At 70.0% G+C, this 14,162-nt stretch carries 17 protein-coding genes; 12 read left to right on the top strand and 5 right to left on the bottom strand.

Features of this window, described 5'->3' with window-relative positions; genetic code table 11:
- Positions 1–231: 231 nt before the first annotated feature.
- Positions 232–1,350: an IS630 family transposase gene (locus CLT71_RS02135; RefSeq protein WP_486482994.1), complete on the top strand. Its 1,119-nt coding sequence runs from the start codon at positions 232–234 to the stop codon at positions 1,348–1,350.
- A 32-nt stretch (positions 1,351–1,382) separates the two neighbouring features.
- Here the strand turns inward: CLT71_RS02135 and CLT71_RS02130 are convergent, their stop codons facing one another.
- From CLT71_RS02130 to CLT71_RS02120, 3 genes are read right to left on the bottom strand one after another with little or no spacing between them, the layout of a single operon-like run.
- Positions 1,383–1,793: a VOC family protein gene (locus tag CLT71_RS02130; RefSeq protein ID WP_101365598.1), complete on the bottom strand. Its 411-nt coding sequence runs from the start codon at positions 1,791–1,793 to the stop codon at positions 1,383–1,385.
- Positions 1,794–1,832: 39 nt separating this feature from the next.
- Positions 1,833–2,363 (bottom strand): SRPBCC family protein, encoded by a 531-nt coding sequence (locus tag CLT71_RS02125; RefSeq protein ID WP_101365597.1) that lies wholly within the window; start codon positions 2,361–2,363, stop codon positions 1,833–1,835.
- The gene (locus CLT71_RS02120) at positions 2,360–2,707 is read right to left on the bottom strand and encodes a metalloregulator ArsR/SmtB family transcription factor (RefSeq protein ID WP_101365596.1); all 348 of its coding nucleotides are present in this window, start codon (positions 2,705–2,707) and stop codon (positions 2,360–2,362) included. The genes CLT71_RS02125 and CLT71_RS02120 overlap by 4 nt, the downstream gene beginning before the upstream one ends.
- A gap of 142 nt (positions 2,708–2,849) precedes the next feature.
- Between CLT71_RS02120 and CLT71_RS02115 the strand changes: the two genes are divergently transcribed.
- The 3 genes from CLT71_RS02115 (at position 2,850) to CLT71_RS02105 (ending at position 6,814) form a co-directional block, all read left to right on the top strand.
- A complete protein-coding gene (locus tag CLT71_RS02115) occupies positions 2,850–3,884 on the top strand; it encodes an SMP-30/gluconolactonase/LRE family protein (RefSeq protein WP_199187477.1) in 1,035 nt (344 codons plus the stop codon).
- 167 nt (positions 3,885–4,051) lie between these two features.
- Complete coding sequence (locus CLT71_RS02110) at positions 4,052–6,328, top strand: NACHT domain-containing protein (protein ID WP_143743336.1); 2,277 nt, start codon at positions 4,052–4,054, stop codon at positions 6,326–6,328.
- Between the two features lie 84 nt (positions 6,329–6,412).
- Complete coding sequence (locus CLT71_RS02105) at positions 6,413–6,814, top strand: hypothetical protein (RefSeq protein ID WP_143743335.1); 402 nt, start codon at positions 6,413–6,415, stop codon at positions 6,812–6,814.
- A gap of 123 nt (positions 6,815–6,937) precedes the next feature.
- On the opposite strand, the gene CLT71_RS02100 is transcribed toward CLT71_RS02105, so the two are convergent.
- Complete coding sequence (locus CLT71_RS02100) at positions 6,938–7,669, bottom strand: hypothetical protein (protein WP_143743334.1); 732 nt, start codon at positions 7,667–7,669, stop codon at positions 6,938–6,940.
- A 262-nt stretch (positions 7,670–7,931) separates the two neighbouring features.
- Here CLT71_RS02100 and CLT71_RS02095 point away from each other — a divergent pair, with 262 nt between their 5' ends.
- Both CLT71_RS02095 and CLT71_RS02090 read left to right on the top strand, forming a co-directional pair.
- Positions 7,932–8,387 (top strand): helix-turn-helix domain-containing protein, encoded by a 456-nt coding sequence (locus CLT71_RS02095; RefSeq protein WP_486482993.1) that lies wholly within the window; start codon positions 7,932–7,934, stop codon positions 8,385–8,387.
- Positions 8,380–8,772 (top strand): DUF4180 domain-containing protein, encoded by a 393-nt coding sequence (locus tag CLT71_RS02090; RefSeq protein ID WP_101365591.1) that lies wholly within the window; start codon positions 8,380–8,382, stop codon positions 8,770–8,772. Before CLT71_RS02095 ends, CLT71_RS02090 begins: the two co-directional genes overlap by 8 nt.
- 55 nt (positions 8,773–8,827) lie before the next feature.
- Here CLT71_RS02090 and nhaA read toward each other — a convergent pair whose 3' ends face one another.
- Entirely contained in the window at positions 8,828–10,141 is a 1,314-nt protein-coding gene (nhaA, locus tag CLT71_RS02085; protein WP_101371065.1) for a Na+/H+ antiporter NhaA, read from the bottom strand.
- 192 nt (positions 10,142–10,333) lie between these two features.
- Between nhaA and CLT71_RS02080 the strand changes: the two genes are divergently transcribed.
- The 6 genes from CLT71_RS02080 to CLT71_RS02055 all read left to right on the top strand — a co-directional run bounded on the left by CLT71_RS02080 (position 10,334) and on the right by CLT71_RS02055 (position 14,116).
- Positions 10,334–11,167 carry an FkbM family methyltransferase gene (locus tag CLT71_RS02080; RefSeq protein WP_101365590.1) on the top strand — a complete coding sequence of 278 codons (834 nt, stop codon included), beginning with the start codon at positions 10,334–10,336 and terminating at the stop codon, positions 11,165–11,167.
- An 11-nt stretch (positions 11,168–11,178) separates the two neighbouring features.
- Positions 11,179–11,775: a class I SAM-dependent methyltransferase gene (locus CLT71_RS02075; protein WP_101365589.1), complete on the top strand. Its 597-nt coding sequence runs from the start codon at positions 11,179–11,181 to the stop codon at positions 11,773–11,775.
- Positions 11,772–12,341, top strand: a complete 570-nt coding sequence (locus tag CLT71_RS02070; RefSeq protein ID WP_101365588.1) for a GNAT family N-acetyltransferase — start codon at positions 11,772–11,774, stop codon at positions 12,339–12,341. Before CLT71_RS02075 ends, CLT71_RS02070 begins: the two co-directional genes overlap by 4 nt.
- A 112-nt stretch (positions 12,342–12,453) precedes the next feature.
- A complete protein-coding gene (locus CLT71_RS02065; protein WP_486482992.1) occupies positions 12,454–12,909 on the top strand; it encodes a hypothetical protein in 456 nt (151 codons plus the stop codon).
- A 2-nt stretch (positions 12,910–12,911) separates the two neighbouring features.
- On the top strand, positions 12,912–13,145 hold the full coding sequence (locus CLT71_RS02060) for a helix-turn-helix transcriptional regulator (RefSeq protein WP_101365586.1): 234 nt from the start codon (positions 12,912–12,914) through the stop codon (positions 13,143–13,145).
- Positions 13,142–14,116: an NAD(P)-dependent alcohol dehydrogenase gene (locus CLT71_RS02055; protein WP_101365585.1), complete on the top strand. Its 975-nt coding sequence runs from the start codon at positions 13,142–13,144 to the stop codon at positions 14,114–14,116. Before CLT71_RS02060 ends, CLT71_RS02055 begins: the two co-directional genes overlap by 4 nt.
- The last annotated feature ends 46 nt before the right edge of the window (positions 14,117–14,162 follow it).

Genomic DNA, 14,162 nt, shown 5'->3' with positions numbered 1-14,162 from the left:
CCGGCCGGACCTGTCCCCGGCCGGCCGGATGCTCGGCCGGCCGGCCGGGTGCGGCGGTGGCGCGGTCCGGCGGTGGCGCGGTGTGGTGGTGGCGCGGTCCGGCGGTGGGGACCCGCGACGCTCTGGTGGTGGATCCCGAGGCTAGTGCCGTGACCACGAACGTTCACGGTGTTGCATGACACGCCGTGGGGCCTGTCGGCTGGGCGGCGTCGGGGCGGTCAGGCTGTAGCGGTGGCAGATCCTGTACGCGTGCGGCGGCTGAGTGATCAGGAAGGTCAGCAGCTGCTCAGAATCACCCGCCGGGGTACCGGTTCACCGATCCGACTGCGACGGGCGATGGTCGTGCTCGCCTCGGCCGGTGGGAACACAGTGCCGGCGATCGCCCGCCTCGTCCAGGCCGATGAGGACACGATCCGGCAGGTCATCCACCGGTTCAACGAGATGGGGATGGCCTGCCTGGACCCTCAGTGGGCGGGTGGCCGTCCCCGCCAGATCAGTCCTGACGAGGAACAGTTCATCGTCGAGACGGCCAATACCCGCCCCGAGAAGCTGGGACGCCCGTTCACCCGCTGGAGCGTACGCAAGCTCGCCGAGCACCTGAGCTCGGGTACCGCCCGCCGGATCCGTATCGGTCGAGAACGGCTGCGGCAGATTCTGCACCAGCACAAGATCACCTTTCAACGGACGAAGACGTGGAAGGAGTCCACCGACCCTGACCGGGACGTCAAGCTCGCCCGGATCGAGTACGTGAGCAGCCGCTTCCCGCAGCGAGTGTTCGCGTTCGACGAGTTCGGGCCTCTGGTGATCCGGCCGCAGGCCGGTGCTGGTTGGGCTCCGGCAGGGCATCCCCACCGGCTGCCCGCGAACTATCACAAGCTGCACGGGGTCCGGCAGTTCCACGGCTGCTACTCCGTTGGTGACGACCAGCTCTGGGGCGTCGTCCGGCGACGCAAGAGCGCGGCGAACACACTCGCCGCACTCAAGTCGATCCGCGCCGCCCGCCCGGACGGTGCACCGATCTACGTGATCCTGGACAACTTGTCGGCTCACAAGGGCTCGAAGATCCGCAGGTGGGCGGCCCGCAACAAGGTCGAGCTGTGCTTCACCCCGACCTACGCCTCCTGGGCCAACCCAATCGAGGCCCAGTTCGGGCCGCTACGCACCTTCGTCATCGCCGGCTCGAACCACCCCAACCACCCCGCACTGACCCGAAAGCTGCAGGCCTACCTGCGCTGGCGCAACGCCAACGCCCGCCACCCCGACGTCCTGGCCGCCCAACGCCGCGAACGCGCCCGCGTCCGCAGCGAACGACAACGACGCTGGGGCCAACCCGCCACCCGAGCAGCCTGACCCCAACACCCCGAACGTTCGTGGTCACGGCACTAGCCCCGGGAGGAGATCTGCTGCACGGCCCAGCCGTTGCCGTCCGGGTCGCTGAAGAACACGAATCCGACGTTGTCCAGCGGCTCCGGCACGGGCCTCGGGTTCTCGCCGAGCACCTGGATCTCGCTGACCTCGACACCCCGCTCGACGAGTTGCGCACGCGCCTTGGCCAGGTCGGGAACGACGAGTTGCAGGCCGCGCAGCGAACCGGGCGGCGGCAGGTCCGGTGCGACCCCGGTGCCGATCACGATCGAGCAGCCCGAGCCCGGCGGGGTGAGCTGGACAATGCGTACCTCATCGCCGACCCGGGTGTCGTGGTCGACGTGGAAGCCGAGCTTGTCGGCGTAGAAGGTCTTGGCGCGGTCCACGTCGGAGACGGGGACCATCACCACTTCCAGGGTCCAGTTCATGGTTGTTGCCTTTCTGGTTGTGCGGATCCGGTGTCCGCCTCAGCGCCCGGACGATCGCCGGGGCACCTGGTATTGCTGGTCAGCTTCGATCCGTTCCGCGAGCAGGTCGTCGAGCCGGCGGTAGCCCTCGGACACGCCGCGCCGCATCGGATAGCGGAGCACCCGGTCCCGGCCCTCCGGGGTCGCGTACCGGATCGTGCTGGTCAGGGTGGTCACGCCGGCCCGTTCGACGAGCCGGTGGTCGATCAGGGTGTCGCCGGGGTAGGACTGCTCGTCGTAGCGCTCGGTGTAGACCAGCCGTAGGGCCGGCTCGATCACCCGATAGGTCCCGCCGTGCGCCATCTCCTCGTCCCCCGGACCTCGGGAGACGAACCGCCACGCGCCGCCGACCCGCAGGTCGATCCGGCAGTCGACGAGCTGCCAGCCCCGCGCGCCGAACCAGCGCCGGAGCAGTTCGGGGCGGGTGAGCGCGTCGAAGACCAGGGCGGCAGGGGCGTCGAAGGCCCGGGTCAGCTCGATTTCCCGGTCCGTCGGGGTGGTGACGGTCAGCTCCCGGCCGGCGTCGCTCACCGGCTCCGCCCCTCGCCGCCCTCGGCCTGGAGCTCGGCGAGCAAGCCGTCGAGGCGCTGGTAGCTCTCCCCCCAGTAGTCGCGGTAGTTCTCCAGCCAGTCCAGCGCGGCCTTGAGCGGCCGGGCCTCCAACCGGCACGGCCGGCGTTGCGCATCCCGGCTCCGGGAGACGAGCCCGGCCCGCTCCAGCACCTTGAGGTGCTTGGAGATGGCGGGTTGGCTCATCGCGAAGGGCGCGGCCAGCTCGGTGACGCTGGCCTCGCCGGTGGCCAGGCGGGCGAGGATGGCCCGCCGGGTCGGGTCGGCCAGGGCCGCGAAGGTGGCATCGAGCAGGTCCGCACTCATGTTTTGTAACCTCTCAGTTCTATAACCGGATGGTTTATAGCGTGGCTCCGGTCGGGCTGTCAAGCCGGTCCGTCCGAGCCTTTGTCCATCGTGGACGGGTCGGATCGGCAGTTGGCAGCGATCCGGATGGATACCATGGGCCATGGCCAGACCCAGGATCGACCCCGTGGTGTGGCGACCGGAGCGGGCACCGGCCCGGGCGCGCCAGCGCGGTGGTACCGACCCGATGCCACCGGTACGCCTGCACGCCGTACCCGGCCAGGGGCCGGAGGACGTCGCGGTCGACTCCGCCGGCCGACTTCACACCGGACTCGCCGACGGCCGAATCGTGCGACTGGCGGCGGACGGCACCGGAGCGCGGGTGGTCGCCGAGACCGGGGGCCGGCCGCTCGGCGTCGAGGTGGACGGCGACGACCGGCTGGTGGTCTGCGACGCCTCGGCCGGACTGCTCCGGGTCGACAGCGGCACCGGCCGGGTCGACACCCTGGTCGCCGCCGGCACCCCGGTCGGGTCGGCGCCGCTGCGGCTCTGCAACAACGCGGCGGTGGGGCGTGACGGGTCGATCTGGTTCAGTGACTCCTCGCAGCGTTTCGGGCTGCCGCACTGGAAGGCGGACCTGTTCGAACACTCCGGCACCGGGCGGCTACTCCGGTGGCATCCGGACGGGCGTACCGAGGAGGTGCTGACCGGGCTCCACTTCGCCAACGGGGTGGCGCTGGCCGCCGACGAGTCGTACGTGGTGGTGGCGGAGACCGGAGCGTACCGGCTGACCCGGGTGTGGCTGGCCGGGCCGCGTACCGGCGAGGTGGACCGGCTGGCCGACAACCTGCCGGGCTTCCCCGACAACCTCGTCCGGGACGACGAGGGGCTGCTCTGGATCGCGATGGGCTCGCCCCGCAACGCGCTGCTGGACCGGCTCTCGTCGTGGCACCCCGCCGTGCGGCGGGCGGTCTGGGCGCTGCCGGACCGTCTGCAACCGAAGCCCGCGAACACCGCCTGGGTGCAGGCGGTGGACGCCGAGGGCCGGATCCGGTACGACTTCCAGGCGACGATTCCGGGCTTCTCGATGGTCACCGGGGTACGCCGGCACGGCGACACCGTCTGGCTGGGCAGCCTGCACGGCGATGCCGTCGCGGAGTTCACCCTGCCGATCGTGGCCCGCCAGAACGAGGGCTGAACGAAGGCAGGCGAAGCAGAATCGCCGTTGATCGCCCGAAACGAGCCGGATCCGCCATTACGCCGAAAAGGCCCTAACCCTAACCATTCAATCGGTTCGGTCTGCTATCCATAATCCGACACCGGCGGGCGCGGAGCGAAGTTGGACACAATCGCTACCATGCCGGTGTGCGCGACAACGGCAAGCGCCTCCTTTCGCCCCGCCTCCTAATAGCTGTAACCGCAATTGTCCTGCTTGCGGCACTGCCGGCCGTCGCCGAGCGCAAACCATTCATGGTAGTAGCCGCCTGCACGGTCTCGGCGGCACTTCTGGCCTTCGCGGCGAACTTGTGGCCAAGACTGGTCCGCTGGTCACAGTTGACACCCACGGCCTTGGCTGAGGCCATGGACACCCTGGCCGGCGAGATGCGGAACCAGTGGCAGAGATTCGCTGTCGAAAATCAACTCAGGTACCCGGTCGATATGCCGATCAGATGGCGATGGACCTCTCTTCCCGTATCGGGATCCATCTCGGTCGCGGTGGGCCGGGTCGGCGTGAACCCGAGGTTCAGGAGTCTGGACGGCGTCCCGGCGTCAGCACCAGATGACCTCGTCGAAGGAGACCTGGCCGACCTGTTCCGGGTCTACGCGGGTCTGGACTCCGGGCGCATGGTCGTACTGGGCGAGGCCGGGAGCGGCAAGACGGCCGCCGCTGTCCGTCTGGCACTTGACGCATTGGAACACCGCGCGGGGCTGGCCGAGGCCCAGCGGGCAGTCACACCGGTGCCGGTACTGTTGACCCCGCATGGCTGGAACCCCCGAAAACTCGATTTCGAGAAGTGGCTCGTCGATCGCATCGCGGATGAGTTCGGTGCGCAGCCGACACTTCGGCGGCGAGCTACCGTACGGCAGATGCTACAAGACGGAAAGATCGCACTGTTCCTCGACGGCTTCGATGACCTCCCCGTTCCGTCCCGGAGGGTCGCCATTTATGCGATCAATCACCGGAGCACCATACGCACGGTGATAATGAGCCGCAGCGACGATTACCGGGACACCGTCGCAGACGTCCATCTGCGCGGGGCCGCCGTGCTCGAACTACAACCCCTGTCCGGCGACGACGTCATAACCTACCTCCGGCGGTGCCAGGTCAATCCCCCGCCGGAGGAGTGGGCCAGCCTGCTCGACCGACTGAGCGACAGCCCGCCCGGTCCGCTCATGCAGGCGCTGACGAGCCCACTGATGCTCACCGTCGCGCGCGACGCAGACGTCTTTCCCGCTGCCGTGCGAACTGCCAGTTTCACCGACAGAGCGGCCGCCGAGAACTTCCTGCTCGACCTGCTCGTTCCGGCCGCGTACTCGCGCTCGAACCTCGACGACGAGGTTCCGTCCGCCGAGCAGGTCACCCGCACACTCGGCTTTCTGGCCCGGCGACTGGACCGAAACGGGCTTCGGGAGTTCGGCTGGTGGGAGGTGGTGAGCCTGCTCGCCTGGCCGCACCGTCTCGTGAACGCGGCGTGCAGCACCGGGGTCACGCTCGCGGCGTTGTCCGCCTCGTTGCTGGGCGCTCTCTCCAGTTCGCCTACCGATGCGGCGGTGGTGTTCGCCGTCGGTCTTCTCGCTTTCTCGTTCGCACTGGAGCCACCCGGAAGCGCTCGACGTCGGGCCCGTGTCGGGACGAGGTCCGGCGTCGGGCCGCGACGACCGACGAGGTTCCGCTGGCGGGTCCTCATCAGTGGCGACCGCTGGCGCGAGGCGAGTCTCAAAGATGTTCGGCAGGCCGCCCTGTGGGGACTCGCCGCCGGCCTGCTACTGGGGGCAATCGCCTGGTACGAAAGCACCCGCGATGCCCAGGACACTGTTCTTGGTCCACGCTCGCCGCGCAGCATTGTCGGCGAACTGCTGATATTCGAGCTGGTGGGTGCGTTCGTCGGATCGATCGCCGCGCTCGCCCTCCTGGCATTCATCATTGTCCTGAACGGCACGTTCGGGAGCCTGCTCGACGCTTTCTCCGCGCCGATCGCCGACGACGGCGGGCATCTCAGTCCCAAGGAGTCCTGGCGGCTTGATCGCCGAGACGACCTGACCACAAACGCCGCCGCAGCAGCCGCGATCCTTGCCGTGCTCGTCGTCTCGGGCCTCGTCTTCCCGGACAGTGTCCGGGTCACGTCGGTCAAGCTACTCTTCGCGCAGCTCTTCCTGGGGGGCATTGCGGTGCTCGTGCTGTCCGAGCTTCTCTCGCTGCGCTGGCGAGCGAGAGTTGCCTTCGTCCAGATACGGATCCTGAGCCGGAGCAGGACGGGTGGGATGCGGCTCCTCGAGGATGCGCGCAATCGCGGCATCCTCCGAGTGGTGGGCTCGCGTTACCAGTTCCGACACGCACGGCTACAGGAACGAATGGCGGAGCTTACCGCCCGGACCGCGCACACACCACGGACGCTGGAGCGAGAGAACGCGGGCCATTGAGCCACTGTCATCCTGGTCCTGGTCGTCGAATCCCCGCATCGGGCCGTCCTTGCGGCACATTGGGCAGGAATCTAGCCTGCACGGATGCGGACAGAGTCACGCGGCACGATGCACGGCTGGATCTGGCGTGCGAATCTGCTGCCGTTCGTCGAGACGATTGCCGGCCTTGTCCGGTGCCGACTCGATGACCATGCGCTCACCGCCGGGATCGAGGATTCCGATGCCGACGACGACAACTGGTTCACGTTCGTCCTGAACGGACAGCCGCGGGTCGAGATGCACTTCGCGCGCACCCGTACGGACGACACGGTTCTGGTCGACGTGGAGTTGGACGGCATCGACGAGGCGCTCGAAATCCGGACTGCGCTGTTGCTGGACGTCTGCAACCGATACCGGCTGACGCCCGCGACCGGTCGATCCGAGCCCGACGTCCACGCGCAGCAACGAAGTTCCGCTGCGGGAGGAACCCCAGGGCGACACCCTTGATGCCTCATCACGATGAAGATCGCTCATTGGTGTGACGGCACCGTGTCGGGATCGGCACGGCGGAGGGATCCCCAGGGCCAGCACCGTGAGCCGGTCGCCGCAGCAGTGCACGACGACGTTTCGTTACTCCGCCGCACGGAGGCGTTCGACGGCCTTCTCCGCCAAGCCCCGCACATAGGGCTCGGCACCGCTGGCGTTCTCCCAGCCCAGATCGGCGACGACTGTGACACGGTCGCCGACCCTCGCCACCACGGCCGGCGTGGTGGTCACGACGTCGTCGTCACCGTAGCTGAACCGGGCGGAGACCCGTACGAGCAACGACTCGTCGCCGACAACTCCGGTGCCGGCGATCTCCCACCGATGCTGCCCCGATCCCAGGCCGCCCGGACACCGCGGTAACGCCGCCGCGATCTCGGCGAAGGCCGCTCTCCCGTGCCCCGGGTGCAAACCCACGTACTGCAACACCACCCGTGGGGTCTCGTTTCCGCCCGGGCTGACGTACGCCCGCATGGCGACAGCCGCAGCCCGGGTCGCATCGCTCGGGTACGGGTCGCCGCAGGGGCGTGCCGGCCGAAGGTGTGCGTTGTCGCCCTCCGGTAGCGGTTCGAGCCTCGCCCCACCGAGATCCTCGGGCTGAAGCAGGGCCGACGAGGCGATCACCTGAGCGCTCGGCGATGGCGAGCGGGCCGGCACACTCCCCGTGCCCGTGCCCGTGCCCGTGCCCGGCTCGGTCGACGCCGTCGCGGACGGACTGCGGCCAGGGCTCGACTCCACGTCGTCGCCATCTGCTGAGCAGGCGACCACCAGAGCGAGTGCGACCACTGCGGCGGGAATCACCCGTAGCGAACGGCGCATGGCATCCTCCGTCGTGATCGGTCGGCTCCGTCAGGACTGCCCGGCCGGCACATCGGACAAACCCCACCGGTGCGGATGGCGCCCCCGACCGCGCGCCGTCAGCTGGCCTGGCGGAGGTCCCAACCAGGCTTGTCGTCGCCCCCTGCTGCGGAGCAGGCTCCTCGACGCGGGTCCGATGTTCGGCGGCGAGCAGGCCACTCAGCGCAGTGACAGCCGTAACAAACCTCCCTATCACTCCCTATGCAGGGTAGGTTAGATGTCGATGAGTGAGGAAATGTACTCGGTCGAGCAGGTGGCCGACCGGCTCGGCCTACACGTCCGGACCGTGCGCGGTTACATCCGCTCCGGCCGGCTCAGGGCGGTACGGATCGGCAAGCAGTACCGGATCGCCCGGACCGACCTCGACGCGCTGACCGGCGGTGCCACACGGCCCCGAGCCGGCGGGCGCGCCACCGTCGAGGTGTCGAGCATCGTGCAGGTCGACGGCATCGACCGATCCGGAGCCGACCGGCTCGGCACCCTCCTGCTGGCCGGGGCGAACACAAATCACTCGCCCGGGCATCCGCTGCGGGTGCAGACCGTCCACGACGAGGAACGAGGCCGGATGAAGATCGTGATACTCGGCGACGCCGCCGCCACCGCCGAGCTGCTACACCTGCTCGACGCTGTGCTGCACGGCGACAACGGCCTGCTCACCGGGGAGGTGGCGGATGCCTGACGAGATCCAGGATCGGGCCGGGGCATCGGTGCTGGTCTGTGATCCGGCCGGTCCGGCGATCAGCACCGAGCAGGACGCGCTGGATCTGATCGGCGCGGCTTTCCTCGGCGCCACAGTGGTGGCGATACCGGCGAGCCGGCTGGACCCGAGCTTCTTCTCCCTCGGCACCCGCTTCGCCGGTGAGGTCATGCAGAAGTTCGTCAACTACCGGCTGCGGCTGGTGGTGGTGGGCGACATCGCCGGGCACCTCGCGAGCAGTTCCGCCCTACGCGCCCTGGTCCAGGAGTCGAACCGGGCCGACCACATCTGGTTCGTACCCGATCTCGACGCTCTCGACGATCGGCTCCGCGCCCTGGCCGACCGGCCCGATCGTCGACCGGCCTGACCAGGCTCGGACCCGCCGGTTCCGCCCCCGCCGGGCGGGCGGGGGGCGACCAGGGTCAGCTCCGGGCGCCCTGGTCGTCTTCCTGGTAGACGTCCGGCACCCCGTCGGCGTCGCGGTCCTCCTCCTCCACCATGCGAAGCCGCTGGTAGTGCCGGTTACGGACCCGGAGTACCACGGCGGCCAGCACCGCCGAGATCAGCGAGCCCAGGAGTACGCCGATCTTGGTGTGGTCGTCGCGTTCGGTCCCGGCGCCGAACGCCAGTTCGCCGATCAGCAACGACACCGTGAAACCGATCCCGGCCAGCAGCGCCAGCCCGAACACGTCCCACCAGCCGAGCCCTTCGGCGAGCCTGGCCCGGGTGAACCGCTGCACCAGCCAGGTCGCGCCGAAGACCCCGACGACCTTGCCCACGACCAGCCCGACCACCACCCCGACGGCGACCGAGTCGGTGAGGGAGGCACCCAGGCCGCCCGCGCCGGCCACCGACACCCCGGCGGCGAAGAACGCGAAGATCGGCACCGCGATCCCGGCGGAGATCGGCCGGAACCGGTGCTCGAAGTGCTCGGCCAGCCCCGGCCCGGGCCCCGGCTTGCGTCGCGACACCGGTACGGCGAAGGCGAGCGCCACCCCGGCGACCGTGGCGTGTACCCCGGAGGCGTGCACCAGCGTCCAGGTCACCGCCGCCAGCGGGAGCAGCAGCCACCAGGACCGTACCCGCCGCTGGACCAGCAGGCCGAACAGCGCCAGCGGGACCAGTGCCAGCAGCAGCCAGCCGAGGTGCAGCGCGCTGGTGTAGAAGAGCGCGATGATCATGATTGCCAGCAGGTCGTCGACGACCGCGAGAGTGAGCAGGAACGTCCGCATCGCCGCCGGCAGGTGTGTGTTGATCACCCCGAGTACGGCGAGCGCGAACGCGATGTCGGTGGCGGTCGGGATCGCCCAGCCCGCCAGCGCCCCGTCCCCGGTCCGGAGGTTGAACGCCACGTAGATCAGGGCCGGTACCGCCATCCCGCCAACGGCGGCGGCGACCGGCAGCATCGCCCGGCGGGGTTCCCGGAGGTCCCCGGCGACGAACTCGCGTTTGAGCTCCAACCCGGCGACGAAGAAGAAGATCGCCAGCAGGCCGTCGGCCGCCCAGGTCGCCAGGGATAGGTCCAGGTGCAGGGCGGCGGGGCCGATCGTGACCTCGCCGAGCGACCGGTACGCCTCAGACCACGGCGAGTTGGCCCAGCCGAGCGCGAGTACGGCGGCGATCAGCAGCAGGACGCCACCGACGGTCTCGGCACGCAGGATGTCACCGATCCGGCGGACCTCGGGCCAGCTACCCCGGTCGAACAGGGTCGGCATGCGGTTGCCGGGGGTGGCCATCAGGGTGCCTCCGATGGGGTCGACGAATGAACCGCCGACCAGACTTCCCGGCACACCGGCTCCCACCCTACCGAACCCGCGATCACCGCCCCAACCAGGAGCAGGGCAGGCAGCCGACGAGCGACCCGGGCCGATCAGGGCCGGGATCGGATCTCCCCTGATCGGGTCAATCTGTGCTGATAGGTTGAAAATATGTTCATCCGGGCCAGGGGTATTGCCCGATCCCTGCTCCTCTACTACTGCCGGCCGGCCACCCAACGCCGGGCGGCCCACCTCTACGGGCAGTTCCTGGGTCCGGGAGACGTCGGCTTCGACATCGGCGCGCACGTGGGCGGCCGGGTGCGGATCTGGCGACGGCTGGGCGCCCGGGTCGTCGCCGTCGAACCGCAGCCGGACTGCCTGCGCGTGCTGCGCTGGGCCTTCCGCCGGGACGGCGGCGTCACCATCGTGCCGGCGGCGCTCGGCGACCGATCCGGTCGGGCGACGATGGCGCTCTCCACCGCCACCCCGACGGTGTCGACGATGTCGGCCGACTGGATCCGCTCGGTGACCACGGATCGCAGTTTCGCCCAGGTGCGCTGGGACCGCTCGGTCGAGGTGGAGGTGGCGACCCTCGACAGGCTCATCGCGGTGCACGGCGTACCCGCGTTCTGCAAGATCGACGTCGAGGGTTTCGAGGCGAACGTCCTCGCCGGGCTCAGCCAGCCGTTGGCCGCGCTGTCGTTCGAGTACCTTCCGTCGGCACACGACGCCGCGCTCACCGCCCTCGACATCGTGGACGGGCTCGGTGCGACGGCCGGCGGATACCGCTACAACTACTCGCCCGTCGAGACGATGCGGTACGCCAGCGAGCGCTGGCTGGACGCCTCCGGCCTGGTGAGACTCCTCGAACGCTTCCGCCCGCTGGGTCGGTCCGGCGACGTCTACGCCTGGCTGGCATCACCCGGGCGCGGGCCGGAGGCTTCCGGTTCGCCGGGCCGGCCGGCCGATCCGGCGACCGCACCGACTCTCGTCGGCGACGGGTAGGCTGCCGGATCGTGGACGCCTCGGACTGGGATCGCCGCTACGCCGCGACGGAGCTGCTCTGGAGCGCCGAACCCAACCGGTTCGTCCACGCGGAGTTGGCCGACCTGCCACCGGGCCGGGCCGTCGACCTGGGCACCGGCGAGGGCCGCAACGCGATCTGGCTGGCCAGCCGGGGTTGGCGGGTCACCGCCGTCGACTTCTCGGCCGTCGCCGTCGACAAGGGACGCCGGCTCGCCGAGTCGGCCGGGGTCGCCGTGCACTGGGTCGTCGCCGACCTGCTCGACCACGTGCCGGAGCCCGACTCCTTCGACCTGGTCCTGATCGCCTATCTGCAACTGCCGGCCGAGCGGTTCGGCACCGTGCTGGACCGGGCCGCCCGGGCGCTCGCCCCCGGCGGGGTGCTGCTGATGGTCGGGCACGACGCGGAGAATCTGCGCCACGGCGTCGGCGGGCCACAGGACCCGAGTGTGCTGCACACCCCGGATGGCGTCGCGGCACGGCTGCCGGGCCTGCGCGTGGACCGGGCCGACCGGGTACGCCGCCCGGTCGCCGACGCCGACCGCGAGGCGATCGACACCCTGGTCCGGGCCCACCGGCCGGCCGGATGACCGCCCGGGAGCCGACCGGCACACCCGTACTGCGCCGACTGACCGGGCCGGAGGCACTGGCGCTGCACGACCGGCTGGTCGAGACGTACGCGGCGGTGTTCTGCGCGCCGCCGTGGAACGACGCACCCGAGCGGGCCGTCAGGTTCGGCGAGCTGCTGACCGAGTGGGCCGGGCGGCCGGGCTTCGTCGCCGTTCTGGCCGACGACACCGGGCTCGCCGGCTCCGGTGAGGACGACGGGGCGGTTCCCGCCTTCGCGCTCGGGCTGACCACTCCGACCCCGTTCCCCGCCGACCGCGCCTACGGGCAGGTACGCCGCCTCCTCGGACCCGCCACGGAGACGCTCTCCAACTGGCTGGAGGTCGCCGAGCTGGCGGTACGGCCTTCGGCGCGGCGGGGTGGACTCGGCCGGCGCCTGCTGGCGGCGCTGACCGACGACCGGCCGGCGTGGCTGCTGACCGTTCCGCAGGTCGCCGGCACCACCGCCTTCTACGACGCGGTGGGCTGGCACCGGCGGGGCACCGGTTACGGCATCACGGTCTACACCAACCGGCCGCTGGACCGCTGAGCCGTCGCCGCGGGAAGCGGTGTGGCTGGGCAGGGCGGCTCGCCGCGGTAGTGCCACGCCGCACCATGTCTAGAAAACTTGACATGATGTCTGCGCCTCTTTACTCTTCGACATGTCAAGAATTCTTAACCTCTCGAAGGCGGCACCCATGTCGTACGAGGAAAAAGGCACCTGGGTGGCGCTGGTGGTCGGCGTTACCGTCTATCTCGGTTACCTCGGGGTCGTCCTGGGCCGGTTGGCCGGAACGCCCGTGGCCGAGGTGACATACGCGCCGACCCTGCTGCTGGCGATAGGCGTCTCGATCGTCGCGTCGATAGTGGCCCGGATCGCGGTCGAGATCGCCAAACCCAGCGACAGCCACTCCGGCGACGTCCGGGACCGGGAGATCCACTGGCTCGGTGACCGCATCGGGCAGCAAATGCTCATCGCCGGCGCGCTGGCCGCGCTCGGATTGGCGCTGTTCGAGGTCGAGCACTTCTGGATCGCGAACGTGCTCTATCTCGGCTTCGTCGCCTCCTCGGTGGTCGGGTCGGTGGTCAAGCTCCGCGCCTATCGCAGGGGAATCTAGCCGTGGTCAAGCCCACCAGGGTCACCAACTCGATCCGCGCCCTGCGCTTCGCCGCCGGCGAGATGACGCAGGCACAGCTCGCCGAGCGGATAGGGGTGACCCGCCAGACGATCATCGCGATCGAGCAGGGCAGATATTCGCCGTCACTGGAGATGGCGTTCCAGATCGCCCGGGTCTTCGCGGTGCCGCTCGACGAGGTGTTCCAGTATCCCGACCCCGGAGGAGAACAGCCATGAGAGCAGCCGTGTACCGGACGTACGGCCCGCCGGACGTGGTCCGGGTCGAGGAGGTCCCGACCCCCGTGCCCGGCGACGAGGAGGTCGTCGTCCGGGTCCGCGCCGCGACGGTCAGCGTGACCGACGGTACCGCCCGGCGCGGCTCGCCAGGCTACGCCCGACTCTTCTTCGGGCTGCGCCGTCCGAAGTGGACGACACTGGGGTCCGAGTTCGCCGGGGTGGTCGCGGCGGTCGGGGTGGGCGTGACCCGGCTGCGGGTCGGCGACGAGGTCGTCGGGATCACCGGACCGGACTTCGGCGCGCACGCCGAGTACGTCCGCGTGCACCAGGACGGCGCCCTCGGCCCCAAGCCGGCAAACCTCGACTTCGCCGAGGCGGTCGCGTTGATCGACGGAACCGCGCTGGCGTTCCTGCGTGACAGCGCCGGCCTGCGCCCCGGGCAGACGCTCCTGGTCAACGGCGCCTCCGGCAGCGTCGGGAGCGCGGCAGTGCAACTCGGCAAGCACTTCGGTGCCCGGGTCACCGGCGTGTGCAGCACACCCCATCTCGACCTGGTACGCGACCTCGGCGCCGACACGGTGCTCGACTACACCAGGGAGGACTTCACCCGTACCGGCCAGACGTACGACGTCGTCTTCGACGTCGCCGGCACCAGTTCGTACGGGCGCTGCCGACGGGTGCTCAACCCGGCCGGACGTTATCTCAGCCCGGTACCGTCGCCGGGCCTGCTCTTCCTGACCCCGTGGACTGCCGCGTTCGGCCGCAGGAAGGCGGTCGTTGCGTTCACCGGGCTGCGGAAGGCGACGGACAAGGCCCGTGACCTGCTGCTGGTGCACGAGTTGGCCGAGGCCGGCGCGCTCCGGCCGGTAATCGCGGAGCGCTACCCGTTGGAGCAGATCGTGCAGGCCCACCGCCACCTGGAACGCGGCAAGTACGGCAACATCATCGTCACCATGGACGCGGCCGACTGAGAGCCGCGGCAGTTGGCACCTGGCCTCGAACGTCCGGGTCAGCCGC

The sequence above is a fragment of the Plantactinospora sp. CNZ320 genome (assembly GCF_002846275.1).
Note: the sequence above shows the minus strand (reverse complement) of the source record. Positions and strands in the feature narration are given on the sequence as shown.